Source organism: Sphingobium vermicomposti, assembly GCF_011762025.1.
GTDB lineage: Bacteria > Pseudomonadota > Alphaproteobacteria > Sphingomonadales > Sphingomonadaceae > Sphingobium > Sphingobium vermicomposti.
Genome location: NZ_JAASQR010000001.1, coordinates 750,227 through 773,152, shown reverse-complemented (window position 1 = coordinate 773,152; position 22,926 = coordinate 750,227). Strand labels below are relative to the sequence as shown.

The window sequence follows — 22,926 nt, the reverse complement described above, 5'->3', positions numbered from 1 at the left end:
ATCCCAACGGTTTCTTACACTGACGACAGCATCATCGCACCGGCTGCAGTGGTAGCATATGATAACCGTCACCATGCCAGGGTAGGTCGCCGTCACCCCTCTCAGCTGGCCGGTCTCGCCGTTTCACACGGGGCGGGGCCAGGATGTGGTCTGATTATCCGGGCTTGGCCGGTTGACCTTGCTGCCCCGATAGCGGAAAGCGGACATAGTCGCTCCGCGTCCACCAGCAAACGCATTCGCGATGCCGTTCCCAGGCGTTGCGCAGGGGGAAATTCTTGCATCTGGTCCTGCTCATGTTGCTGCCCTTCATCGGTGCGCTGCTGACGTCGGTCGCTGGCCGTGCGCATCGCAACATGCTGGCCGGCATTGCCTGTACGCCCGCGCTGGTGGGCCTGCTATTGCTCGCGCTGCTGGCACCTTCAGTGCTGGGGGGGCAAGCCGTCCAGTTTCGCGCCGACTGGGTGCCCGCATTGGGACTGGATATCAGCGTGCGGGTCGACGCGCTGGGGTGGCTTTTTGCGGCGCTCATTCTGGGCATCGGGCTGCTGATCGTCATCTATGCCCGCTTCTATCTGCCCGCGAACGAACCCATGGGCCGCTTCCTTGCCCTGCTGCTGCTGTTCCAGGGGGCGATGCTGGGCATATCGCTGTCGGGCAACCTGCTGCTGCTGCTGATCTTCTGGGAATTGACCAGCCTCTCCTCCTTCCTGCTGATCGGCTTTCGCAACGACAAGGCCGAAGGTCGTCAGGGCGCGCGCATGGCGCTGGCGGTGACGGGCGGCGGCGGCCTAGCGCTGATCGCGGGGCTGCTGCTGATCGGCCAGATAGCCGGATCGTTCGAACTGGCCGACATATTGGCCAGCGGAGACGCGATCCGCACGTCGCCGCTCTATCCGGTGGCGCTGGTGCTGTTCCTGCTCGGCTGCTTTACCAAATCGGCCCAATTTCCCTTTCACTTCTGGCTGCCGCACGCGATGGCTGCCCCCACGCCGGTCAGCGCCTATCTCCATTCTGCTACCATGGTGAAGGCGGGCGTGTTCCTGCTCGCCCGTTTCTGGCCAGTGCTGGCGGGGACGGATCTGTGGTTCTATCTGGTATCAACCACCGGGCTTGTCACCATGGTGATGGGCGCTGCGATCGCGTTGTTCCGCCACGACCTAAAGGCGATCCTGGCTTACTCGACGGTCAGCCATCTTGGCCTGCTGACCATGTTGTTCGGCTTTGGCACCCCTGCGGCGGCGATGGTTGGCGTGTTCCATCTGCTCAACCACGCGCTGTTCAAGGCGGCGCTGTTCATGAATGCAGGGATTGTCGATCATGAAACGGGGACGCGCGACATCCGTCTGCTGGGCGGCGTCGCGGGCCTGATGCCGATCACGGCGACGTTGGGCGTGATCGCTGCGGCGTCCATGGCGGGATTGCCGCCGTTCGGCGGTTTTCTGTCGAAAGAAATGATGCTGGAAGAAACCGCCCATATTGTCTGGGCCGGGCAGAATTGGGCGGTTCCGCTGCTGGCCGTGATCGGGGCGACGCTATCTGTCGCCTATTCGCTGCGCTACATCTTCCACCTCTATCTGGGCCAGCGCCCCGCATCCTACCCGGCCAACCCGCATGATCCCCCCTTGGGGCTATGGGTTCCTTCCGCCGTGCTGGTCGCTCTCACCGTCCTGGTCGGCCTGTTCCCCCGGACGCTGACGTTCGACCTGATCGCTCCGGCCGCCGCAGTTGTCACGGGCGGGACCGCGCCGCCGTTCAAACCTGCGCTCTGGCATGGACTGAGCCCCGCGCTCGGCATGAGCGTGCTGGCCGTGATCATCGGCGCGACATTGCTGCGGCGGCACGGCTTGTTGCAGCGGGGCTGGGACGCGGTACGCCTGCCGGACGCCCGGCGTCTGTTCGAATCCACCGTCGAATGGATGGTCCGCTGCGCCGACACGATCACCCGGACCATCCACAACGGATCGTTGCAACGGCAGCTCGTTTTGTTGTTCATAGTCGCGATCATCCTCGGCGCGGTAGGGGCGTGGACCGGCGGCTATACGCCGGGCACCCGCGCCACCATAGCAGCGCCGCCTGTCGCGGTCGTCGCATGGCTGCTGCTGCTGGCAGCGGTGGCCGCAGTGGTGAAGGTACAGCGGCAGCGTTTCCTGACCCTCATCTACATCAGCGTGATCGGCCTCATCGTTTCCCTGGCCTTTGTCTACCTGTCGGCACCCGATCTGGCGCTGACGCAGATTTCCGTCGAAATTGTGACGATCCTGCTGCTGCTGCTCGCGCTCAACCTGTTGCCCAAGATACCGGCGCGTGTGTCGAGCAATGGCCGGAGGCTGCGCGACGGGATGATCGGGCTGGCGGGCGGCACGGCAACGGGCCTTGCGGCCTGGGCGGTGATGACGCGCGCGCCCAATGATCCGATTTCCGCTTACCATTGGACCAATTCCTATGCCCATGGCGGCGGGACCAATGTCGTCAATGTGACCCTCGTCGATTTCCGCGCCTTCGACACATTTGGGGAAATCATTGTGCTGGGCATTGCCGCGCTGACCATCTTCGCGCTGCTGCAACCGGCGACCCGTGGCGTGTCGGGACGAAGGCTGCGCGAATGGGTCGCGGACCTGCCCCGCTCCCCGGAACGTCACCCGATGATGTTCGCCGTGGCGGCCAGGTTGCTGCTGCCGCTGGCGACAATGATCGGGCTCTACATCTTCCTGCGTGGGCATAATATGCCCGGCGGCGGCTTTATCGCCGGTCTTGTCGTGTCGATTGCGATGCTGATGCAATATATGGCGTCGGGCTTCGAATGGGCCGATCAGCGGCGGCAGATCGACGAACATCTGTTGATCGGCCTGGGTGTCATCATTGCCGCGCTCACCGGCCTCGGCTCGCTCTTCTTCCATGCGCCGCTATTCACCAGCTCTTTCGGCTATTTCACCCTGCCGTTGATCGGCACGTTCGAGTTGGCGACGGCCATGTTCTTCGATGTCGGCGTTGCCATGACGGTAATCGGTGCCGTGATGCTCGCCCTCGCCGAACTCAGCCACGTCGCCCAGCGGGTGCAGAAGGAACCGGATGACGACGAAGGTCCGATGGACATCGATCCCGCGACCCTGCGGGAGGCGGAGGCATGAGCATCGAGTTTCTGGTTGCGTCGGCGATTGGCGTCCTGACCATGGCTGGCATCTATCTCTGCCTGCGCGGCCGCACCTTTCCGGTGGTGCTGGGCCTCGCCATGCTGTCCTATGCGATCAACCTGTTCCTGTTCGCCATCGGCCGTCTGGTCCTGAACCGTCCGCCGCTTTATGAAAAGGGGCTGACCGAATATACCGACCCGCTGCCGCAGGCGCTGGTGCTGACGGCCATCGTCATCTCCTTTGGCATGACCGCCCTCGCTGTGGTGCTGGCACTGCGCAATTTCCTGGAAACGGGGACGGACCAGGTTGACGGCGTGGTGGAGGCTGATCCGCCCCGCCCCGACCCGGAGGCGCGGCCATGATGGACGCGCTGATCGCGGCCCCATTACTGCTGCCCGCCTTTGCCGCCACTGCCAGCCTGCTATTCTGGCTGCGATATCGCTGGGCGGGCGCGATCGTGTCCATCGCATCGGTCATGGGGATGATCGTCGTCGCGATCATATTGATGACACGGGCTGCATCGGGTGAAGCCATCGCCTACGCGCTGGGCGATTGGCCCGCTCCGTTCGGCATCGTGCTGGTGCTGGATCGGCTTTCGGCGCTGATGCTGCTGCTGACGGCGCTGCTGGGGCTTGCTGTCGCGGTTCATGCCACGTTTACCGGGGTCGATCGCAAAGGCTGGCATTTTCATCCGCTGTTCCAGTTTCAGCTGCTAGGCATCAACGGTGCCTTCCTGACCGGGGACCTTTTCAACCTCTTCGTCTTCTTCGAAGTGCTGCTGATCGCGTCCTACGGCCTGATGCTGCATGGGCAGGGCGCGCGAAGGCTGAGCGCGGGGGTCCAATATGTGGTTGTCAACCTGATCGGATCGATCCTGTTCCTGATCGCGCTTGGTCTGCTTTATGGGGTTACCGGCACGCTCAACATGGCCGACATGGCGGTTCGCGCCGCCGCGCTCCCCGCAGGCGATCGTGGACTGTTGCGGGCCGGTGGCCTGCTGCTGGCCGTGGTGTTCGCGCTCAAGGCGGCGCTGGTGCCGGTTCACCTGTGGCTGCCGCGCACCTATTCGGCGACCGCACCCGCCGTTGCCGCGCTGTTCGCGATCATGACCAAGGTGGGCGCTTACGCGATCATGCGCACGATGCCGCTGATCCTGGGCGATGCGGGGGCAGGGTCGTTCCTGCTGCCCGCCGCGCTCGGCACGATGCTGCTCGGATTTATCGGCCTGCTCGCGGCGCGCGGGCTTGGGGACATGGCTGCGTTCGCCCTCATCGGTTCGACCGCGACATTGCTTACCGCCATCGCGCTGTTCGATGGGCCTGCGCTGGCGGCGGCGCTCTATTATCTGCCGCACACCACCTTTTCCGCTGCGCTGCTGTTCCTGACCATCGACCTGATCATCCGTTGGCGCGGTGGGGAAGATGAAGCGATCGTGCCCACGCCACGCTATAAGGGGCAGGGATGGCTGGGCTTCCAGTTCCTGGCCGCCGCCGTCGCGCTGTTGGGGCTGCCGCCGCTGTCCGGCTTCATCGGCAAGCTGTTGATCCTGCAGGCGGCGACCCCCTCGCCTTATATGGGGGTGATCTGGACGGTGGTTCTGGTCACCAGCCTGATCGGATTGGTCGGCCTGTCGCAGGCGGGCAGTGACTTGTTCTGGAAAGATACCTCCACCCCGCCGATCACATCCGATCGTTCAACGGCGCGTTGGGGCGAAGCAGTGCCCGCCATCTTCCTGCTTGCCTTGCTGGCCGCGCTGACCGCAGGCGCTGGCCCCGTCACCGCCTATATGCAGGCGACCAGCGCCCAGATTCTTGATGCCGACGGCTATGTCGGATCGGTTCTCGGCCCCGACGCAGGGAAGGGCAGGTAGGTGAAGCGTCTATTCCCCCATCCCGGACTGACATGGCTGTTGATCGTCATGTGGCTGCTGGTGCTCAACGAACTGAGTGTCGGCGGTCTTCTGCTGGGCGTCATATTTGGCACGCTGGTGCCGCTGTTTACGGCTCCCTTCTGGCCAGAGCGTCCGTCGGTGCGATATGGCTGGCCGCTAATCGCTTATGTGTTGCTGGTGATCGGTGACATCATTATCGCGAATTTCCACGTTGCTCGCCTCATTCTCTTCCGCCGCAACCGCGATCTGCGGTCCTGCTGGTTGAATATCCCGCTGGACCTGCAATCCGCTGAGGCCATCACAGTGCTGGCGGGCACGATCAGCCTGACGCCGGGCACAGTGTCCACGGACATATCGACCGATGGCCGCCATCTCCTCGTCCACGCGCTCGACACTGGCGACGCACAGGCGGAGGTCGCACGGATCAAATCCCGCTATGAGCGGCGGTTGCTGGAGATTTTTCGATGATCGACCTGGCGCTGATGATCGCCCTCGCCTGTATTGCTCTTGCCGTGTTGCTGAACCTCTATCGGCTGTTGCGCGGGCCGACCGCGTCCGACCGCATTCTGGCGCTGGACACGATGGTCATCAACGCCATCGCCCTCATCATCCTGTTCGGCATCATGGAAAAAACCACCGTCTATTTCGAAGCGGCGCTGTTGCTGGCGATGGTCGGGTTCGTGGGGACGGTGGCCTATGCCAAGTTCCTGCTACGCGGCGACATCGTGGAATAGGGATGGGGCAATGACTGCAATTCTTGATTTCATCATCGCCGCGCTAATCATATTGGGTGGCGCGTTCGCGCTGATCGGCAGCTGGGGCCTGGCGCGCCTGCCCTCGCTCATGAGCCGACTGCACGGCCCGACCAAGGCGACCACGCTCGGCGTGGGCAGTTGTCTGATCGCTTCTATGATTTACTTTCCCACGCACGGCCTCTCCTGGTCCGCGCATGAGCTACTCATCACTTTATTCCTGTTCATCACGGCACCGATCGCGGCCAACATGATCGCCAAGGCGTATATCCATGGCCGTCATGTGTCCGGCGGCAGGGCGGAGGTAAACGAGAATCCGCTGCCTCCCCCTCCGCATTCCGGCGCGGAATGGGCCACCTTCGGCGTTCCGCCCAGTCCGAAGCCCGATGAACGGGCGCAGGATTAGAGCATTTTCCAGTCAGATGGCATCATCTGACGACTCGGAAAATGCGGGAAACAAAGGATAATTAGAGCATGATTCGATTCAGTCAGATCGGATCATGCTCTAACCGGCAGGTTCTAGCGGACCACCAGCACCGGAACATGGCCGTGTGAAACGACCTCCCAGGTCTTGCTGCCGATGACAATGCGACCGATCCCGCGACGTCCATGCGATCCCATTACGATCAGGTCGCAACCGCGTGAGTTGGCCGCATCGACAATAGCCTCCGCAGGCTGTGCGTCAGCAATATACACGGTCTCCGCCTCTACGCCCGCGCTCCGGGCAGCTTGACTAGCCGCCGCCAGCAAGGCTTTTGCGGTCTCTTGCTGACCGGCCCCAAAGTCCGAGATTGTTGCCCCACTTGGAGCGAACCCGAAATTTGCGCCGGAATAGATCGGGAATGGTTCGGTTACCGTCAGGATGGTGGCGCGCGCGTTCAAATCCCGCGCGAGCGAAAGCCCATGTTCCATACCCCGCTGACCCAACTCGGATCCATCGGTCGCGATCAGAATATGCTTGTACACGTCTCTCTCCCACTACGACTATCATGCAACATGTGGGCGGAACCGCTGTAAGTCCAGATCATGATCCAGGGAGTGGCATCACCGTTTCCAGCAGGGGCGGCAACCAATTGACAGCAAACAGGGCCCGCCGCAGGCCGCTCGCACCCCGCGACGCTTTGCTTCCGGCGAACGACTAATCTGTTCCGGGCGAAAGCCGGTGATAATTTTTCTGGAAATCTGGAGCGGGCGAAGGGATTCGAACCCTCGACCCCAACCTTGGCAAGGTTGTGCTCTACCCCTGAGCTACGCCCGCTCTGGCGGCCGGAGGATATGTCCCTCTCGGCGGGTGAGGCGGGCAACTAGCAGCGGTTCCTTGAACGGGCAAGGGGAGAATTGGGCTGGTCACAAATTTTTCGAACGCGCGCAACGTGCGGTGAGGTAGAGGGGGCCACAAGGAACGGGCATGGTTGAACCCTGCGCGCTGCCATCGACCTGATATGGTCCTAATGATGGATGTTATTATTTGGGGATGCGGGATCATCCCCGATAGTGCTGCGTAGTGGTCTCAGGCAGGGAGAAGGAAACGGATATGACATCCGATCATTTGAGTCGCCGAGGCCTGCTGCAGGGCAGCGGCGCGGCAGCGGTCATCCTTCCTGTGATGGCTCAAGCGCAGGACGCGCCCGCAAGGGTGCCACAATCGAACAAGGGAGGTGGCATGGACGCCGTCGAACTCACCGTGAACGGTCGGGACGTGCATCTCCAGCTGGACCCACGCACCACGTTGCTGGATGCGCTGCGCGAACATCTGCACCTGACCGGCACCAAGAAGGGATGCGATCATGGCCAGTGCGGCGCCTGCACCGTGATTGTCGAAGGGCGGCGGATCAACAGCTGCCTGACGCTGGCGGTCATGCACGAAGGCGAGAATGTGACCACGATCGAAGGGCTGGGCTCGCCGGACAACCTGCACCCGATGCAGCGCGCCTTCGTCACCCATGACGGCTATCAATGCGGCTATTGCACGCCCGGGCAGATATGTTCGGCGGTGGCCATGTTGGAGGAAATTGCGGCCGACATTCCCAGCCACGCGACGCAGGATCTGGGCGAGGTTGAGTTTTCCGACGCAGAACTGCGCGAACGGATGAGCGGCAATATCTGCCGCTGCGCCGCCTATCCCAACATCATCGCAGCCATTCGGGATGTCGCAGGGGAGGGCGAAGCATGAAGCCCTTTACCTACAGCCGTGCGGCCAGCGTTCAGGAAGCGGCGCAAACCGCCGCCAGCGTCCAGGGCGCGCGCTTCATTGCGGGCGGGACCAATTTGCTGGACCTGATGAAGCTGCAGATTGAAACACCCACGCACCTGATCGATGTCAATCACATCGGCCTCAATCGGATTGAGGCGACGGATGAGGGCGGGCTGCGCATCGGCGCGCTGGTCCGCAATACCGATCTTGCCGCGAATGAGGTCGTGCGGCGCGACTATGCGGTGCTCAGCCGCGCGCTGCTGGCCGGAGCATCAGGGCAATTACGCAATAAGGCCACGACGGCGGGCAATCTGCTCCAGCGCACTCGCTGCCCCTATTTCTACGACACGCGGATGCCGTGCAATAAAAGAAAACCGGGCAGCGGCTGCGCGGCGATGAAGGGTATCAGCCGGGGGCTGGCAATTATCGGCACCAGTGACGCCTGCATTGCGCAGCACCCGTCCGACATGGCGGTGGCTATGCGCTTGCTGGACGCCAATGTGGAGACTGTGACGGCGGACGGAACGCGCAGGTCGATCCCCATCGCGGACTTCCACCTGTTGCCGGGCGACACGCCCCATGTCGAACATAGGCTGACGCCGGGAGAGCTTATTGCGGCGGTGACTTTGCCCCCGCCCATCGGCGGCACGCAGGTCTATCGCAAAGTGCGCGATCGCGCCTCATATGCCTTTGCGCTGGTGTCGGTGGCGGCAGTGTTCGGAGAGGACGGGAGTGCGCGCTTTGCCTTTGGCGGCATCGCTCCCAAGCCTTGGCGTGTGGATGCCGCCGATGCCGCCGTGGGGTCAGGACCAAAGGCTGTGGCCGATGCTGCTCTGGCTGGCGCGCAACCCACCGCGCAAAATGCGTTCAAACAGGGGCTGACGGCCCGAACGCTTGCGTCCCTTTTCCGTCAGAAGGAGGCGCGGGCATGAAGTTCGATAGACCTGCTACCGCCAATCCGATTGATCGTGGTCGGGTTGTCGGCATAGCCCATGACCGCATCGAAGGCGCGGCGAAGGTGACGGGCACCGCCCCCTACGCCTATGAGCGACATGATGCCGCCCCCAACGCCGCCTATGGCTGGATCGTGGGCTCCGCCATCGCCAAAGGGCGGATCGCCGCCATGGACCTGACCGCAGCGGAGGTCGCGCCTGGCGTGCTGGGTGTCGTCACCCATCAGAATGCCGGTCCGCTGGGCAAGGGAAATATGAACACGGCTCATCTGCTGGGTGGGCCTGCGGTCGAACATTATGACCAGGCGGTGGCGCTGGTGATCGCTGACACGCTGGAAAATGCCCGTGACGCCGCCCGCCTTCTGAGGATCGACTACAGGGCTGAGCAGGGAAGATTCGACCTAGCCGCCGACCGTGACAGGGCGGCCAAGCCGGAGGATGGTTTTGGAGGCCCCGCCGACACGAGCGCGGGTGATTTCGACGCCGCCTTCGGGCGCGCGGCGGTGCAGATCGACCAGAGCTACACCACCCCCGACCAAAGCCATGCCATGATGGAGCCCCATGCTACCACGGCGGCCTGGAATGGCGACCGGCTGACGCTGTGGACGAGCAATCAGATGGTGGCCTGGGCCGTGGGAGACATGGCCCGGACCTTGAAAATTCCAAAGGACCGCATTCGCGTTGTTTCTCCCTATGTCGGCGGCGGGTTTGGCGGGAAGTTGTTCCTGCGTGCCGACGCGCTGCTGGCGGCGCTGGGCGCGCGCGCCGTGGGCAGGCCGGTGAAGGTCGCGATTGCGCGGTCGCAAATCCCCAACAATACTACTCATCGCCCCGCGACCATCCAGCGCATCCGCATCGGCGCGGACAAGGATGGGGTGATCGACGCGATCGCGCATGAGGTCTGGTCTGGCGATTTGCCCGGTGGTGAGCCGGAAACGGCGGCAATGCAGACGCGGTTGCTTTATCGGGGCGATCATCGCCGGACGGCGCACCGTTTGGCGACGCTGGACCTGCCGGAAGGCAATGCGATGCGCGCGCCGGGTGAGGCGGTGGGCATGCTGGCGCTGGAAGTCGCCATGGATGAACTGGCGGAGACGTGCGGGGTTGATCCGGTTGAACTGCGCATACGCAATGATGTGCAGTATGACCCGGAAGTGGGACCCAAGCGCCCCTTTTCCAGCCGCAAGTTCGTCGAGTGCCTGCGTCAGGGCGCGGCGCGGTTTGGGTGGGAGCAGCGCGATTCCCGGCCCGGCCAGAAACGCGACGGACGCTGGCTGGTGGGCATGGGCATGGCGGCGGCGTTCCGTAACAACCTGGTCGCTTCGTCGGGCGCGCGGGTTGGCGTGGATGCGCAGGGGCGGGTGACGGTGGAAACCGACATGACCGATATCGGCACCGGCAGCTATACCATCATCGGCCAGACGGCGGCAGAAATGATGGGCGTGCCGCTGGAAGCGGTGACGGTCCGGCTGGGCGACAGCCGCTTTCCGGTATCGTCGGGTTCGGGCGGCCAGTTCGGCGGCAACAGTTCGACCGCTGGCGTCTATGCCGCCTGCGTGGCCCTGCGCACGAAGCTGGCCGAACGGGCGGGCTTCCCCGCTGAACAGGTGATCTTCGAAGATGGTTTGCTGCGGCTGGGCAACCAGTCGCGCCCCTTGGCAGCGGTCGCCGGGCCTGACGGGCTTTGGGCGGAGGACAGGATCGAGTTTGGCGACCTGACCGAACGTTATGCGCAAGCGACATTTGGCGCGCATTTCTGCGAGGTGGGCGTAGACATCGACACGGCTGAAGTCCGCATCCGCCGTATGGGCGGGGCCTTTGCCGCTGGGCGCATCCTTAATCCCAAGTCGGCGCGAAGCCAGGTGATTGGTGCCATGACGATGGGCGCGGGCGCGGCGCTGATGGAGGAATTGCAGGTCGACACGCGCTTCGGCTTCTTCGTCAATCATGACATGGCCGAATATGTGGTGCCGGTGCATGCCGATATCCCCGAACAGGATGTGCTGTTTGTGGAGGAGCTGGATGACAAAAGCTCCCCCATGAAGGCCAAGGGCGTGGGGGAGCTGGGCATTTGCGGGGCGGGCGCGGCGATTGCGAACGCGATCTACAATGCGACCGGCATTCGGCTGAGGGATTATCCGCTGACCATCGACAAGCTGATCGAGCGGGCCGAGGGTTCGGCCCTGGCGTGATCCAGACGCTCCTCCGCGCGATTGCCGGGCAGGCGGGGGAGATGTAGGGCAGGCGGCATGAAATACGCAGCCGCCTTGCCTATCATCCTGTTGGCCTTCCCCTCTGCCGCGCTGGGCCAGCCCGCCCAAATCGATCCGGCAAAGATCATCGTCACAGGCGCGGGCCTGCCCTTGCCGCCCGGCACGCCTGCTTATGGATCGGTGGTCATCGATCGCGACCGGCTGTTGAACAGTGCGTCGGGCAGGATCGAGAATATTCTGGGCGACGTGGCCGGGTTCCAGCAATTCCGCCGGTCCGACAGCCGTTCGGCCAATCCGTCCGCACAGGGCGCGACCCTGCGAGCGCTGGGCGGCAATGCGTCGAGCCGGACCTTGGTGCTGCTGGACGGGGTGCCGATGGCGGACCCGTTTTTCGGCTATATCCCGTTTAGCGCGTTGGTCCCCGACCGGCTTTCGGTCGTGCGGGTGACGCGCGGGGGTGGCGTGGGGCCGTTCGGCGCAGGAGCGGTCGCGGGGACGATCGAACTGGCCAGCGCCACCCGTGACCAGCTTCCCGTTTTCGCCGCGAGCGCCCTTTATGGCAGCCGCGACGCCACCGAATTGTCGGCCAGCTTCAGCCCCGACCTGGGCGGCGGCCTTGTGTCGCTGTCGGGCCGCTGGGATCGCGGCGATGGATTCCATACGGTGCCGGAAGATCAGCGTGGAGCGGCCACGGTGCCAGCCGCCTATGATGGCTGGTCCGCCAATTTGCGGGCGGCGGCCCCATTGTCGGCCACGTCGGAAGTGCAGTTCCGCGCAACGATCTTTCGCGATGAGCGCACGCTGCGGTTCCGGGGGGCGGACAGCGTGAGCGAGGGGCAGGACGCCAGCATTCGCTATGTATCGCGGGGGCGGTGGCAATTGGACGCGCTCGCTTATGTCCAGGCGCGCAATTTTTCGAACATCGTCATTTCGTCCAGCCCACCCTTCCGCAAGTCACTGGACCAGCGGAACACGCCGTCGACGGGGCTTGGCGGCAAGATCGAACTGCGCCCGCCCGTTGGGGGTGGCCATATGTTGCGGGTCGGCGCGGATAGCCGATTGTCCAGCGGCGACATGTTCGAGGACGCCTATAATGCCATGACCGGCCTTGCCAGTGCGCATCGGCATGCGGGGGGCAAGCAGGTCACGGCGGGACTGTTCGCCGAGGATGACTGGACGTTGGGCGACCTTGTGCTGACCGGCGGTGTCCGCGCGGACCGTTGGACGATCCGGGACGGATTTTTCCGCGCGGCGGGCCTGGGCGCTGCCGACAACAGGTTTCCCGACCGATCAGGCTGGGAAGTGTCGGGCCGGGCAGGCGCGCTTTATCGCATCAGCGACGCCGTGGCGCTGCGCGGAGCTGCTTATACCGGCTTTCGCCTGCCGACGCTCAATGAACTCTATCGTCCATTCGTGATCGCGTCAGCCGCGTCGATGGTGACGACGCGCGCCAACCCGGCGCTGGAAAATGAGAAGTTGAAGGGCGTGGAAGCGGGCATCGACCTGGCACCGATGCCCAACGTCAGGCTGGCCGCCACCGCCTTTTACAACCGGCTCGACAATGCGGTCGGCAATGTGACGATCAGTTCGACGGTGACCGGCGGGCGCGCGATCGTCGTGCGGGAACGGCAGAATATCGACCGCATCGTTGCGAAAGGCGTGGAATTGACTGCCAGCGCCGATGCTGGCGCTTTCCGACTGTCGGCATCCTATGCCTATAGCCACAGCAGGGTCCATGCGCCGGGGGAGGATTTCGACGGTCTTTCGCCCGCTCAAAGCCCGCGCCATGCCGCCAGTGCCACGCTGGCGTGGCGGCGCGCGCAGGGGCCGGAACTGTCCGCCACCATGCGCTATGTGTCGAAACAATATGAGGATGACCTGCAATCGGATGTGCTGCCCGATGCCCTGACCGTGGATGCGGTGGCCCGTTTCCCCATCGGCCATGGCGCGACGATCATCGCCAGGGGCGAAAATCTGCTGGATGAGAGGGTGGTGACCCGCAATGCGGGCGGGTCGATCGACCTTGGAACGCCCCGGACATTATGGCTGGGGCTGATGGTGACAGGTTGACGATCAATCTTGGTCGAGGAAGGGGGCGGCGACATCCGGCGGCACCCGCAGGATGCGGCCCGATTGCCGATCCAGTATCGCCCAGGTGGATTTGGCGCTAACCTTCACTTTGCCATCGACGCCGGTGAATAACATGTGCCGGTCAAAACGCGCGCCGCGCGGGGCATCGGGAATCCAGGTGCGGACGGTGACGGCCTCGCCCGCTTTCACATTGCCGCGATAGTCGATCTCATGCCGGGTGACGACCCAGATATAGGCGTCGAGATGTTCCGGCGCTGCGTCGCGGGTCCAATGTTCGGTCGCCACCTGCTCCATCCATTGCACCCAGACCGCATTGTTGACATGGCCAAGGATATCGATGTGTTCCGGCCCGGCGGTGATTTGCGTTGTGTAGGTTGATGGCATCAGGACCTCCGGGCCATTGGGCTTACCCCTGATCAACCCCCAGTTGCCACAGGATGAAGGCAAATTCCTCCGCCGTTTCCTGCAGGCTTTCGAAGCGTCCCGACTTTCCGCCATGGCCCGCGCCCATATTGGTCTTGAGCAGCAGGACATTGTCGTCCGTCTTGGTGGCGCGCAGCCGGGCGACCCATTTGGCGGGCTCCCAATAGGTGACGCGCGGATCGTTCAATCCCGCTGTGACCATCAGCGGCGGATAATTTTGCGCCTTCACATTGCAATAAGGGTCGTAGGACAGGATCGTTTCGAATGCCTTGGGGTCCTCGATCGGGTTGCCCCATTCGGGCCACTCGCCGGGCGTCAGGGGCAGCGTTTCGTCCAGCATGGTGTTGAGGACATCGACAAAGGGCACATGGGCGACCACGGCCCCCCAAAGATCGGGATCGCTGTTGATCACCGCGCCCATCAATTCGCCGCCCGCCGATCCGCCGGAAATGCCGATGCGTCCCTTTGACGTATAGCCCTTTTCAATCAGCCCCTTGGCCACGTCGACAAAGTCGGTGAAGCTGTTGGTGCGCTTGTCCAGCTTGCCATCGAGATACCATTGCTGGCCCAGATCGTCGCCGCCCCGGATATGCGCCAGCGCAAAGGCGAAGCCGCGTTCCAGCAGGGACAGGCGGCTGGTCGAAAAGCCAGGCTCCATCGCGATGCCATAGGCACCGTAGCCGTAAAGGTAGAGCGGCGCGCTGCCGTCGCGGGGCAGGCCCTTGGGATAGACGATCGAAACCGGAATCTGCGTGCCGTCGCGGGCCGGGATCATCAGCCGTTCGGTCGTATAACGGGTCGCGTCATAGCCTGACGGGATTTCCTGGACTTTCAGCACTTCCAGTTCGCCGGTGGCGAGATGATAGTCATAGATGGTGTCGGGCGTGACCATCGATTCATAGCCGATGCGCAGTTTCGTCACGTCATATTCGGGATTGTCGTCCAGCGACGCCGAATAGCTTTGTTCGGGGAAGGGGAGCCGTTTGGCGCTGTGCGTGGCATAATCGCGCAGTTCGATCTGATCGAGCCCGTCCTGCCGACCTTCGGTGACGTAGAAGGTTTTGAACAAAGTGAAGTCGGTCAGATAGAAATGCGGGTCAGGCGCGATCACTTCCTCCCACTCGCCCGGCGCGGCCAGAGACGCTTTCACCAGCCGGAAATTGGGGTGGGTGTCGTTGGTGCGGATGTAGAGCGTGCCGTCATGTTCATCGACTTCATATTCCCAGCCCGGCTGACGCGCCGTCACCAGCAGCGGCGCGGCGGTGGGATTGTCGGCGGGGAGCAGCCAGACTTCGGTCGTCACATGATCGCCCGTGGCGATGACGATCCATTTTTCCGATGATGTGAGGCCGACCGAGACGCGGAAGCCGTCATCATCTTCATGGAACAGTTCCACATCGGATTCGACCGGCTGGCCCAGCCAGTGCAGGCGGGCATTGTCGGTGCGCCAGTTTTCGTTGGCGATGCCGTAGAGCAGCCCCTTGCTATCGCTGGTCCAGACCAGCGACGACAGCGTGTCGGGGATGATTTCCGGCAGCAATTCGCCGGTGAACAGATCCTTGATCCGCGCTTCGAACCGTTCCGATCCATTATTGTCGATGGCGTAGGCGAGGTAACGGCCATCCGGGCTGACCGACATCGCACCCAGGCGGAAATATTCATGACCTTCTGCCAGCGCCGGTTCGTCCAGGATCAGCTGATCCTCGGTTCCGTCGGTTTTGGCCGCTACCGGCCGCCGATACCATTTGCGATATTGCGCCCCGACTTCGAAGGCGCGCCAATAGACATAGTCGCCGTCTTTCTGCGGGACCGACTGGTCGTCTTCCTTGATGCGGCCCTTCATTTCGGCGAACAGCGTGTCGGTCAGCGCCTTGCGCGGAGCCATGGCCTGTTCGAAAAAGGCGTTCTCCGCCCCCAGATAGGCCAGCACATCCTTGTCCTTCACGTCGGGATAGCCGGGGTCGCGCAACCATGCCCAAGGGTCTTCGACGGTGACGCCGTGACGGGTCAGGCTGAACGGGCGGCGGGCGGCGGTGGGCGGAACAAGGGAAGCGGTCATTCACAGTCCTGGGTCATGGGTCGGGCGCGCTGGCATATGCGCGCATGCCTGCTTATGTTGGCGGCGATAGGGCCTGCGCAAGGGGGCCGATGTGATCCAAGGGAATTTCCATGTCTACCCATGAAGACCGGCTGAAGGCTTTGCGCGCGCAATTGGAGCGCGACGGGCTGGATGGCTTCGTCATTCCGCTGACCGACGAACATATGAGCGAATATGTCGGGGCCTATGCGCAGCGGCTGGCGTGGCTGACGGGTTTTCAGGGGTCGGCAGGCAGCGCGGCGGTGCTGGCACAGGACGCCGCGATCTTCGTGGACGGGCGCTATACGCTGCAGGTGCGCGAACAGGTGGACGGGGCGCAGTGGCAGTATGAGGGCGTTCCGCAAAGCTCGGTCGCCGGATGGCTGGGCGCGCATGCGCCGGAGGGGGGGCGGATTGGCTATGACCCCTGGCTGCACACGCGGGCCTGGGTGAAGGCTGCGAGCGAGGCGGTGGCGGCGCGAGGCGCGACGCTGGTCGCTGTGAACAGCAATCCGGTCGATGCGGTCTGGGCGGATCGTCCAGCGCCCAGCAGCGCGAAGATCATGGTGCATGACGAGCGTTATGCCGGCCAAGGCGCGGCGGAAAAGCTGCAGGCGATGGCCGATTGGCTGGCCGCGGCAAGGGCGGATGCGGTGGTGCTGTCGGCGCTGGATTCCATCGCCTGGACCTTCAACATCCGTGGCAAGGACGTTGCGCGGACGCCGGTCGCTTTGGCCTATGCGATTGTCCATGCCGATGCGACAGCCGACCTTTATGTTGCGCCGGAAAAGATGGATGAGGCGATCGTCCAGCATCTGGGCAGTGCCGTAAGGGTGCATGATCGCGCTGATTTCGCGCAGGCGCTTGGCGGTTTTGACGGCAGGACGGTGGTCGCTGATCCCGACCGGGCGGTCGCGGCAATATTTGAGGCTTTGGAGGCGGGTGGCGCGACGGTGCTGGCTCTGCGTGACCCCGCCGTGCTGCCCAAGGCGATCAAGAATGAGGTTGAGATTGCCGGGCATAAGGCGGCGCAGCTGCGTGACGGCGCGGCGCTTTCGCGGTTCCTGCACTGGCTTTCGGTCGAAGCGCCCAAGGGCGGCGTCGATGAACTGGGTGCGGCGGCGCGGCTGGAGGCGTTCCGGCGCGATACGGGCGAACTTCAGGACCTGTCCTTCGACACGATCAGCGGCGCGGGACCCAATGGCGCGGTGGTCCATTACCGGGTCGATGAAACAACCAGCCGTCGCATCGAGCCTGACTCGCTCTACCTCGTCGATTCAGGGGGGCAGTATCGGGACGGGACGACCGACGTCACCCGCACCGTTGCAATCGGGTTTGCCAGCGATGAGATGAAGCGCCGCTTCACGCTGGTTCTCAAAGGCCATATCGCGCTGGCCCGCGCGCAGTTTCCGAAAGGGACGCGCGGCGGGCAGCTGGACAGTCTGGCGCGGCAATATCTGTGGGCGGAAGGGCTGGATTATGCCCATGGCACCGGCCATGGCGTCGGCAGTTTCCTGTCAGTGCATGAAGGGCCGCAGCGGATCGCGACATTTGGCGGCGGTGATGAGCCGTTGCAGCCGGGCATGATCCTGTCCAACGAACCTGGCTATTACAAGACTGGCGAATATGGGATCCGCATCGAAAATCTGGTGCTGGTCGAAAGCCGCGATGTGCCCGGCGGGGAGCGGGCGATGATGGGTTTCGAAACGCTGACCTTTGCGCCGATCGACCGGAACGCCATCGCGGTGGAGTTGCTCACGACCGATGAGCGCGGCTGGGTGGACGACTATCATGCCATGGTGCTGGAGAAGATCGGGCCGCAGTTGGATGGCGATGCGCGCGACTGGCTCAACGGAGTCTGCGCGCCGCTTTGACGTGTGGACTGCTTTTATCGGTCGGGATCGGGCTTTGCTGGCGGTGGTTCGGTGGTGACGGCGCGCGCCTGCGCCTTTCGGCGGCGCAGATTGTCGCGCAGCGCCTGCGCCAGCCGCTCCTTGCGATCATCCGGTCCGCTTGTCATGCACCGCCTAAAGCAAATCGGACCGGTAGCCGCAAGCGCCTTGACAAGGTGGGCGCGCGCAGCCATAGGCCCGGCTCCGTCGCCCGACAGGGCGCGAAAATGGTGAAGTGCTGCCGTAGCTCAGTGGTAGAGCGCATCCTTGGTAAGGCTGAGGTCGTGAGTTCAATCCTCACCGGCAGCACCATTTTTCCCTTTATCGTCATCGCGATCAACGGGGTCTTCCCGGCGCGGCGGAACGACGCGCGGCTGGCTTAACAGCAGGAATGGTCGGCATGCCCCCAGCATCAGGCTGAAGACATGCCAACCCTGTCAGATCATCAGGCTGCCGGGGTTCCGGCGAGCACCTGGGCGGCGGGCTTGTTGATCGCGTCGATGCTGCCATCGGCAATCATCGCCTTCGACATGGTGACGGCTTCGGCCTTGATAGCCGGATCATCGCTCGTCTGGCTTGCGCCGATCAGCGCGGACAGAAGGATGTTCTTGTTGATCGCGTCGGCTTTCTCGGCGACCGCCTTGCGCGCGAGTGGGAGCGCTTCGGCATAATAGGGCGCGGCACCTGCCTTATCTTGCTTGCCCAGTTTGAAATTGCCCAGCTGGATCAATATTCCGGTCAGAACGCCCCGGCTCTGTGCGTCCGCAGGCCGGGCCGCGATGACCTGCCGCCAGTAAGGCAGGCTTTCTTCATATAGCGGAGGGACCGCGTCCAGCTTTTGCAGCCCGGCATTGGCCGCTGCCGCAGCGTAAAGAGCATTGGCCAGGAAGTTCACATTGTCGATATTGTCGGGCTGCGCCTTAACCGCGTCCCGGATGGCGGGCAGCGCGGCGTCATATTTCGCGGATGCCGTGACATTGTCGCCGCTCTGTTGCGCCTGCTGACCGGCGGTAAAGTCGGTCACGGCCTGGTTGAAGGCCTTGATCTGGTCCGGGCTGAGGGCTGGCGCGGGAGCGGCGGCGGCCTCCCCGGCGGGGGTGGCGGCCTGCCCGGCAGGGGCGGCGTCCTGAGCGAAAGCGGGAAGGGATACTGAAACAAACAGGGCTGTCAGCAAAGCACGGTGCATCTTGTCATTTCTCCGGCTGTGCGGACGCGCGCCGGAAGGAAAAAATCAGACACACGACCACGATTTCAATAGGCAAAAAGGCGTTACGCCTCATCGTAAACTAGGGGCGCTTGATCGAAGTTCCACCTTTTTTTCACATTTGCAGAGGTTAACCCGCCCCATGGGAAGGTGTGATGAACCTTCTCGACAGGCCGTGATAAAGCCGTTCCTTGCATATGAGATGGGCAGCAAAATCGGCGGTCAGCGCCGATGCCAGAAGGGGCAGCATCAGGCCCCGGCTGGCGGTCGTTTCCGATATGATGATCACCGCCGTCAAAGGCGCGCGGACCACGCCGGTGAAATAAGCGATCATGCCCAGCAGCACGATGGCACCGGGCGGGTAGGAGGGGAAGATATTGCGCAGCATATCCCCGACGCCTGCGCCGACCGACAGCGACGGCGCGAAAATACCGCCCGGCAGGCCGGATACGGCGGTTGCCAGGCTTGCCAAAAATTTGGCAGCCCCAAACCAGAGGGGGACGTCGGCCCCGGATATCAGGGCATGAGCGGTGCGATAGCCGGTGCCCCAGGTCAGGCCTGTACAGGTTCCAAGCATCGCCACGACCAGGCCGCATATTCCGGCGAACAGGATGGGCCGGGCGCGCATCCAGCGCATCGGCGCGAAACTCGTCACGCCCGCGCCCAACATCAGGCGTGAAAACAGCCCGCCCGCAAGACCGCCAAACACCCCTGCGACCGGCGCGGCGATCAGCGCGTCCCGCGCGCTCAACGTCTGTCGCATCTCGCCGAAATAGACATAGTCGCCGGATATGCCCAGGCTGACCATGCCAGCGATCAGGACGGCGGCCATCACCAGCAAGGTCATGCGCTGTTCATAGGCGGCGGCCAATTCTTCGATGGCAAAGGCGACGCCAGCCAGCGGCGTGTTGAAGGCCGCAGCCACACCTGCCGCGCCGCCAGCGATATAGACGGAGGCGCGCAGCGGGACGGCCATGACCCGGTGCGCATATCCCATGATCGACGCCGCGATCTGGACCGTGGGTCCTTCGCGCCCGACCGACGCGCCCAGAAACAGGCTGCCGATGGTCAGGAAGAATTTGGTGCATACTGTGCGGGCTGACACCAGCCTGTCCATGCCGCGATCGGGATCGCGAGAGGCGGCGATTACCTGAGGAATGCCGGAGCCTGCGGCCAGTGGCGCATATTTGCGCGTGATCCATACCAGCAGCGCAAAGCCGGGCGGCGTCACGGCCAGCGGTGCCCACCACCATCGCCGCGCCCCTTCCAGGAACAATTCCCCCGCCAGGTCCGAAAGATGCGCGAACAGCAACGCCACCAGGCCGACAAGAATTGCGCCGCCTACGATAGCGATACGCCGACGCCAGACCCGCGCCTGGGGACCGTGACGCCGCAGCATGATCCTGGCGCGGCGGAGCATGGGGTTCGCGCTGCGCTGTGTCATTGGCCGTTCTTCCCACGAAGGGAGAGGGTGAAGTTCATTGGCGTCCGCCGTGATCCTGCGGTCATCACTCAGGCGGGCTCTGACCGGTCGATCAGGCCGCTGTCCAGCAGGGGCGCGGCGTCGATATGTTGGGCATCCATCAGCATGGCAAGGCGCTCGACCGCCGCCAGGATCATCGCCTGTTCCCATTGCGGCAGGCGAACGAAGCGCGCGGTAAAGGTCGTCTGCACCGGATCGGGAGCGCCCGCCAATGCCATCTGACCAGCGGATTCGACTGTCAGGATAAACTGTCGCTTGTCCCGGTCGCTGCGCTGCCGATGGACAAAGCCCAATTCCTGTAGCCGGTCGACAATGGTGGTAATCGTCGCCTGGCTGAATTGCAGGGCGTTGGCGATGGCGCTGGGCGTGGCCGCTTCCCTAGCGGCGATTTCCCGGAGCACCAGCAATTGCGATGGGGTGAGGCCCGTGGCGGCGGCAAGCTGGCGGCTGCCGATTTCCGTCGCGCGCAGAACGCGGCGAAGGGCGCGAAGCGTGAGCGGGGCGAACTCTGAATCCATAGTCAATTGATAGAGAAATGCAGAGCGCTGCGCCAGTCCGTTTCCTTCGAATAATAAAGCATCTTTCCCAGATGCTTCGGTAGCCGAAGGATTGGTTTTGGCAGCTCAGGGTTGAAAACTGAGTCAAAATCAGCATATAAAGCGCCGCATCATCGCAGGAGACATCGTCCTGCCTGAAAATATAATTCGGGAGATTAACAATCTTTGATCGAATATCCGGCGCGGCGCGGGGGCTGCCACGGTCTTCTTTTTCGCATCCCCTCCCCGGCCCTAGTGGCGATATGATTTTTCGCAGGCCGACTGCCACCGATGGTCCCGCCATCACCGGGCTGATCGCGGCTTGTCCGCCGCTGGATCCGAATTCGGCCTATTGCAACCTGTTGCAGTGCACGCATTTTGCCGACTTCTGCATCGTTGCCGAACGGCAGGGGGATATTGTCGGATGGGTTTCGGGCTATCGCCCTCCGTCCAGCCCGGAATGCTTCTTTGTCTGGCAGGTCGCGGTGTCCCCGGCTGCACGGGGGGTGGGGCTGGCTGGCCGCATGATCGAAACGCTGCTCGACCGGCCAGAGGCTGGCGGCGTCACGCACCTGATCACCACCGTCACGGACGACAACAAGCCATCATGGGCGTTGTTCGAAGGGCTGGCCGCCCGATGGAATGCATCACTTTCCCGGCGCGCGCTGTTCGAGCGCGACGCCCATTTCGCCGGCGCCCACGCCACCGAGTGGGAAGCATGCATCGGCCCGCTGCGCCGCTGACGGCGCAAATTATCAACAGGAGGAACGACGAGATGATATTCACCCGTCCCAAGCCCACGTCCCACGCACCCGACACGAGCATTTACGAGCGCCGCGAATCCGTCGTGCGCAGCTATACCCGGTCCATGCCCCGCCAGTTCACCAGGGCGGAAAGCGTGTGGATGCACGACAATCAGGGTGGCCGCTATCTGGATTTCCTGTCCGGCTGTTCGACGCTGAACTATGGTCACAATCATCCGGTGCTGAAACAGGCGCTGCTGGACTATATTGCGGGTGACGGTATCACCCACGGCCTTGACCTGCATACCGATGCGAAGGCGGATTTCCTGAACACGCTGGAGCAGGTGATCCTGAAGCCGCGGGGGCTGGATTACCGCGCGATGTTCACCGGGCCGACCGGCACCAACGCGGTGGAAGCAGCGATCAAGCTGGCGCGCAAGGTGACGGGCCGGGAAATGGTGATTGCCTTCACCAATGGTTTTCACGGCATGACGCTGGGCGCGCTGGCCTGCACCGGCAACGCCGCCAAGCGCGGTGGCGCGGGTGTGCCGTTGAACCATGTCGCGCATGAACCCTATGACGGCTATCACGGACCCGACGTGGACACGGCGGACCTGCTGGAACGCCGTCTGGCCGACCCGTCGAGCGGTCTGGATGCGCCCGCCGCGATCCTGGTGGAAACGGTGCAGGGCGAAGGTGGGCTGAATGTCGCGTCGCCTGAATGGCTGCGCAAGATCGCCGATATTGCCAAGCGCCACGGCGCGCTGATGATCGTCGATGATATCCAGGCCGGATGCGGCCGGACGGGTGGCTTTTTCAGCTTCGAAGGCATGGGCTTTACGCCTGACATCGTCACGATGGCGAAGTCATTGTCGGGCATGGGCCTGCCCTTTGCCCTGACGCTGTTTCGTCCCGAGCTCGATCAATGGTCGCCGGGCGAACATAACGGCACATTCCGGGGCAATAACCACGCCTTTGTCACCGCGACGGCGGCGTTCCGTCACTTCTGGAGCGATGGCCGCTTTCAGGAGGATATCGACCGCCGCGCCGCGTTGCTGGAGCGGCGGCTGGACGCGATCGCGGTCGAATTTGGGTTGTCCACCCGTGGTCGGGGCATGATGCGCGGCATCGACCTGGGATCTGGCGAAACCGCCGCCACGGTCACCGCCGCCTGCTTCGATCGCGGTGTCATCATCGAAACCAGCGGCGCGCATGACGAAATCGTCAAGGTGCTCGCCCCGCTCATCATCGACGACGCCCTGCTGTCAGCCGGGCTCGACATAGTGGAACGCAGCATTCGCGAAGCGTTGTCCGCGCCCATCGGCGTGGCCGCCGAGTAAAAA

General features: G+C 63.4%; 20 protein-coding genes and 2 tRNA genes. 14 read left to right on the top strand and 8 right to left on the bottom strand.

Going from position 1 to position 22,926, the window contains the following annotated elements:
• The first annotated feature begins 275 nt into the window (after nt 1-275).
• The 6 genes from FHS54_RS03775 to FHS54_RS03750 are packed head-to-tail and all read left to right on the top strand — an operon-like array spanning nt 276 to nt 6,180.
• Nucleotides 276-3,128, top strand: a complete 2,853-nt coding sequence (locus FHS54_RS03775) for a monovalent cation/H+ antiporter subunit A (protein WP_167302425.1) — start codon at nt 276-278, stop codon at nt 3,126-3,128.
• Nucleotides 3,125-3,493: a Na+/H+ antiporter subunit C gene (locus tag FHS54_RS03770; protein ID WP_208404730.1), complete on the top strand. Its 369-nt coding sequence runs from the start codon at nt 3,125-3,127 to the stop codon at nt 3,491-3,493. The genes FHS54_RS03775 and FHS54_RS03770 overlap by 4 nt, the downstream gene beginning before the upstream one ends.
• Nucleotides 3,490-5,001: a monovalent cation/H+ antiporter subunit D gene (locus FHS54_RS03765; RefSeq protein ID WP_208404729.1), complete on the top strand. Its 1,512-nt coding sequence runs from the start codon at nt 3,490-3,492 to the stop codon at nt 4,999-5,001. The genes FHS54_RS03770 and FHS54_RS03765 overlap by 4 nt, the downstream gene beginning before the upstream one ends.
• A complete protein-coding gene (locus FHS54_RS03760) occupies nt 5,002-5,490 on the top strand; it encodes a Na+/H+ antiporter subunit E (RefSeq protein WP_167302424.1) in 489 nt (162 codons plus the stop codon).
• On the top strand, nt 5,487-5,756 hold the full coding sequence (locus tag FHS54_RS03755) for a K+/H+ antiporter subunit F (protein ID WP_167302423.1): 270 nt from the start codon (nt 5,487-5,489) through the stop codon (nt 5,754-5,756). Before FHS54_RS03760 ends, FHS54_RS03755 begins: the two co-directional genes overlap by 4 nt.
• Before the next feature lie 10 nt (nt 5,757-5,766).
• On the top strand, nt 5,767-6,180 hold the full coding sequence (locus FHS54_RS03750) for a Na+/H+ antiporter subunit G (RefSeq protein WP_167302422.1): 414 nt from the start codon (nt 5,767-5,769) through the stop codon (nt 6,178-6,180).
• Nucleotides 6,181-6,293: 113 nt separating this feature from the next.
• On the opposite strand, the gene FHS54_RS03745 is transcribed toward FHS54_RS03750, so the two are convergent.
• Both FHS54_RS03745 and FHS54_RS03740 read right to left on the bottom strand, forming a co-directional pair.
• Nucleotides 6,294-6,740 carry a universal stress protein gene (locus FHS54_RS03745; protein ID WP_167302421.1) on the bottom strand — a complete coding sequence of 149 codons (447 nt, stop codon included), beginning with the start codon at nt 6,738-6,740 and terminating at the stop codon, nt 6,294-6,296.
• A gap of 217 nt (nt 6,741-6,957) precedes the next feature.
• Nucleotides 6,958-7,032 (bottom strand) — tRNA-Gly (locus FHS54_RS03740).
• Between the two features lie 276 nt (nt 7,033-7,308).
• Between FHS54_RS03740 and paoA the strand changes: the two genes are divergently transcribed.
• The 4 genes from paoA to FHS54_RS03720 are packed head-to-tail and all read left to right on the top strand — an operon-like array spanning nt 7,309 to nt 13,204.
• Entirely contained in the window at nt 7,309-7,947 is a 639-nt protein-coding gene (gene paoA / locus FHS54_RS03735; RefSeq protein WP_167302420.1) for an aldehyde dehydrogenase iron-sulfur subunit PaoA, read from the top strand.
• Nucleotides 7,944-8,900: an FAD binding domain-containing protein gene (locus FHS54_RS03730; protein WP_167302419.1), complete on the top strand. Its 957-nt coding sequence runs from the start codon at nt 7,944-7,946 to the stop codon at nt 8,898-8,900. The genes paoA and FHS54_RS03730 overlap by 4 nt, the downstream gene beginning before the upstream one ends.
• Nucleotides 8,897-11,113 carry an aldehyde oxidoreductase molybdenum-binding subunit PaoC gene (gene paoC, locus FHS54_RS03725; RefSeq protein WP_167302418.1) on the top strand — a complete coding sequence of 739 codons (2,217 nt, stop codon included), beginning with the start codon at nt 8,897-8,899 and terminating at the stop codon, nt 11,111-11,113. Before FHS54_RS03730 ends, paoC begins: the two co-directional genes overlap by 4 nt.
• A gap of 57 nt (nt 11,114-11,170) precedes the next feature.
• A complete protein-coding gene (locus FHS54_RS03720; RefSeq protein ID WP_167302417.1) occupies nt 11,171-13,204 on the top strand; it encodes a TonB-dependent receptor plug domain-containing protein in 2,034 nt (677 codons plus the stop codon).
• Nucleotides 13,205-13,207: 3 nt separating this feature from the next.
• On the opposite strand, the gene FHS54_RS03715 is transcribed toward FHS54_RS03720, so the two are convergent.
• Nucleotides 13,208-13,609 carry an acyl-CoA thioesterase gene (locus FHS54_RS03715; RefSeq protein WP_167302416.1) on the bottom strand — a complete coding sequence of 134 codons (402 nt, stop codon included), beginning with the start codon at nt 13,607-13,609 and terminating at the stop codon, nt 13,208-13,210.
• A gap of 22 nt (nt 13,610-13,631) precedes the next feature.
• Nucleotides 13,632-15,707, bottom strand: a complete 2,076-nt coding sequence (locus FHS54_RS03710) for a S9 family peptidase (RefSeq protein ID WP_167302415.1) — start codon at nt 15,705-15,707, stop codon at nt 13,632-13,634.
• Between the two features lie 110 nt (nt 15,708-15,817).
• On the opposite strand from FHS54_RS03710, the gene FHS54_RS03705 reads away from it, so the two are divergent.
• Nucleotides 15,818-17,599: an aminopeptidase P family protein gene (locus FHS54_RS03705; protein WP_167302414.1), complete on the top strand. Its 1,782-nt coding sequence runs from the start codon at nt 15,818-15,820 to the stop codon at nt 17,597-17,599.
• A gap of 14 nt (nt 17,600-17,613) precedes the next feature.
• Here FHS54_RS03705 and FHS54_RS16530 read toward each other — a convergent pair whose 3' ends face one another.
• Nucleotides 17,614-17,745, bottom strand: coding sequence for a hypothetical protein (locus FHS54_RS16530; protein WP_279589125.1), 132 nt, complete (start codon nt 17,743-17,745; stop codon nt 17,614-17,616).
• A 109-nt stretch (nt 17,746-17,854) separates the two neighbouring features.
• Here FHS54_RS16530 and FHS54_RS03700 point away from each other — a divergent pair.
• A tRNA-Thr gene (locus FHS54_RS03700) sits at nt 17,855-17,929 on the top strand.
• Between the two features lie 133 nt (nt 17,930-18,062).
• On the opposite strand, the gene FHS54_RS03695 is transcribed toward FHS54_RS03700, so the two are convergent.
• The 3 genes from FHS54_RS03695 to FHS54_RS03685 all read right to left on the bottom strand — a co-directional run bounded on the left by FHS54_RS03695 (nt 18,063) and on the right by FHS54_RS03685 (nt 20,822).
• The gene (locus tag FHS54_RS03695; protein WP_167302413.1) at nt 18,063-18,803 is read right to left on the bottom strand and encodes a hypothetical protein; all 741 of its coding nucleotides are present in this window, start codon (nt 18,801-18,803) and stop codon (nt 18,063-18,065) included.
• A gap of 148 nt (nt 18,804-18,951) precedes the next feature.
• The gene (locus FHS54_RS03690) at nt 18,952-20,265 is read right to left on the bottom strand and encodes a chloride channel protein (protein ID WP_243855596.1); all 1,314 of its coding nucleotides are present in this window, start codon (nt 20,263-20,265) and stop codon (nt 18,952-18,954) included.
• 68 nt (nt 20,266-20,333) lie between these two features.
• A complete protein-coding gene (locus FHS54_RS03685; RefSeq protein WP_167302412.1) occupies nt 20,334-20,822 on the bottom strand; it encodes a MarR family winged helix-turn-helix transcriptional regulator in 489 nt (162 codons plus the stop codon).
• A gap of 281 nt (nt 20,823-21,103) precedes the next feature.
• Here FHS54_RS03685 and ectA point away from each other — a divergent pair, with 281 nt between their 5' ends.
• Both ectA and ectB read left to right on the top strand, forming a co-directional pair.
• Nucleotides 21,104-21,583 (top strand): diaminobutyrate acetyltransferase, encoded by a 480-nt coding sequence (gene ectA, locus FHS54_RS03680; RefSeq protein ID WP_167302411.1) that lies wholly within the window; start codon nt 21,104-21,106, stop codon nt 21,581-21,583.
• Between the two features lie 32 nt (nt 21,584-21,615).
• The gene (ectB, locus tag FHS54_RS03675) at nt 21,616-22,923 is read left to right on the top strand and encodes a diaminobutyrate--2-oxoglutarate transaminase (RefSeq protein ID WP_167302410.1); all 1,308 of its coding nucleotides are present in this window, start codon (nt 21,616-21,618) and stop codon (nt 22,921-22,923) included.
• Nucleotides 22,924-22,926: the final 3 nt, after the last annotated feature.

Coding starts and splice junctions, on each gene's coding strand:
- FHS54_RS03730 (WP_167302419.1), top strand. CDS start 7,944: ATGAAGCCCTTTACCTACAGCCGTGCGGCCAGCGTTCAGGAAGCGGCG.
- FHS54_RS03755 (WP_167302423.1), top strand. CDS start 5,487: ATGATCGACCTGGCGCTGATGATCGCCCTCGCCTGTATTGCTCTTGCC.
- ectB (WP_167302410.1), top strand. CDS start 21,616: ATGATATTCACCCGTCCCAAGCCCACGTCCCACGCACCCGACACGAGC.
- FHS54_RS03750 (WP_167302422.1), top strand. CDS start 5,767: ATGACTGCAATTCTTGATTTCATCATCGCCGCGCTAATCATATTGGGT.
- paoA (WP_167302420.1), top strand. CDS start 7,309: ATGACATCCGATCATTTGAGTCGCCGAGGCCTGCTGCAGGGCAGCGGC.
- FHS54_RS03765 (WP_208404729.1), top strand. CDS start 3,490: ATGATGGACGCGCTGATCGCGGCCCCATTACTGCTGCCCGCCTTTGCC.
- FHS54_RS03685 (WP_167302412.1), bottom strand. CDS start 20,822: ATGGATTCAGAGTTCGCCCCGCTCACGCTTCGCGCCCTTCGCCGCGTT.
- FHS54_RS03710 (WP_167302415.1), bottom strand. CDS start 15,707: ATGACCGCTTCCCTTGTTCCGCCCACCGCCGCCCGCCGCCCGTTCAGC.
- FHS54_RS03770 (WP_208404730.1), top strand. CDS start 3,125: ATGAGCATCGAGTTTCTGGTTGCGTCGGCGATTGGCGTCCTGACCATG.
- FHS54_RS03690 (WP_243855596.1), bottom strand. CDS start 20,265: ATGACACAGCGCAGCGCGAACCCCATGCTCCGCCGCGCCAGGATCATG.
- FHS54_RS03705 (WP_167302414.1), top strand. CDS start 15,818: ATGTCTACCCATGAAGACCGGCTGAAGGCTTTGCGCGCGCAATTGGAG.
- FHS54_RS16530 (WP_279589125.1), bottom strand. CDS start 17,745: ATGACAAGCGGACCGGATGATCGCAAGGAGCGGCTGGCGCAGGCGCTG.
- FHS54_RS03720 (WP_167302417.1), top strand. CDS start 11,171: ATGAAATACGCAGCCGCCTTGCCTATCATCCTGTTGGCCTTCCCCTCT.
- paoC (WP_167302418.1), top strand. CDS start 8,897: ATGAAGTTCGATAGACCTGCTACCGCCAATCCGATTGATCGTGGTCGG.
- FHS54_RS03695 (WP_167302413.1), bottom strand. CDS start 18,803: ATGCACCGTGCTTTGCTGACAGCCCTGTTTGTTTCAGTATCCCTTCCC.
- FHS54_RS03715 (WP_167302416.1), bottom strand. CDS start 13,609: ATGCCATCAACCTACACAACGCAAATCACCGCCGGGCCGGAACACATC.
- ectA (WP_167302411.1), top strand. CDS start 21,104: ATGATTTTTCGCAGGCCGACTGCCACCGATGGTCCCGCCATCACCGGG.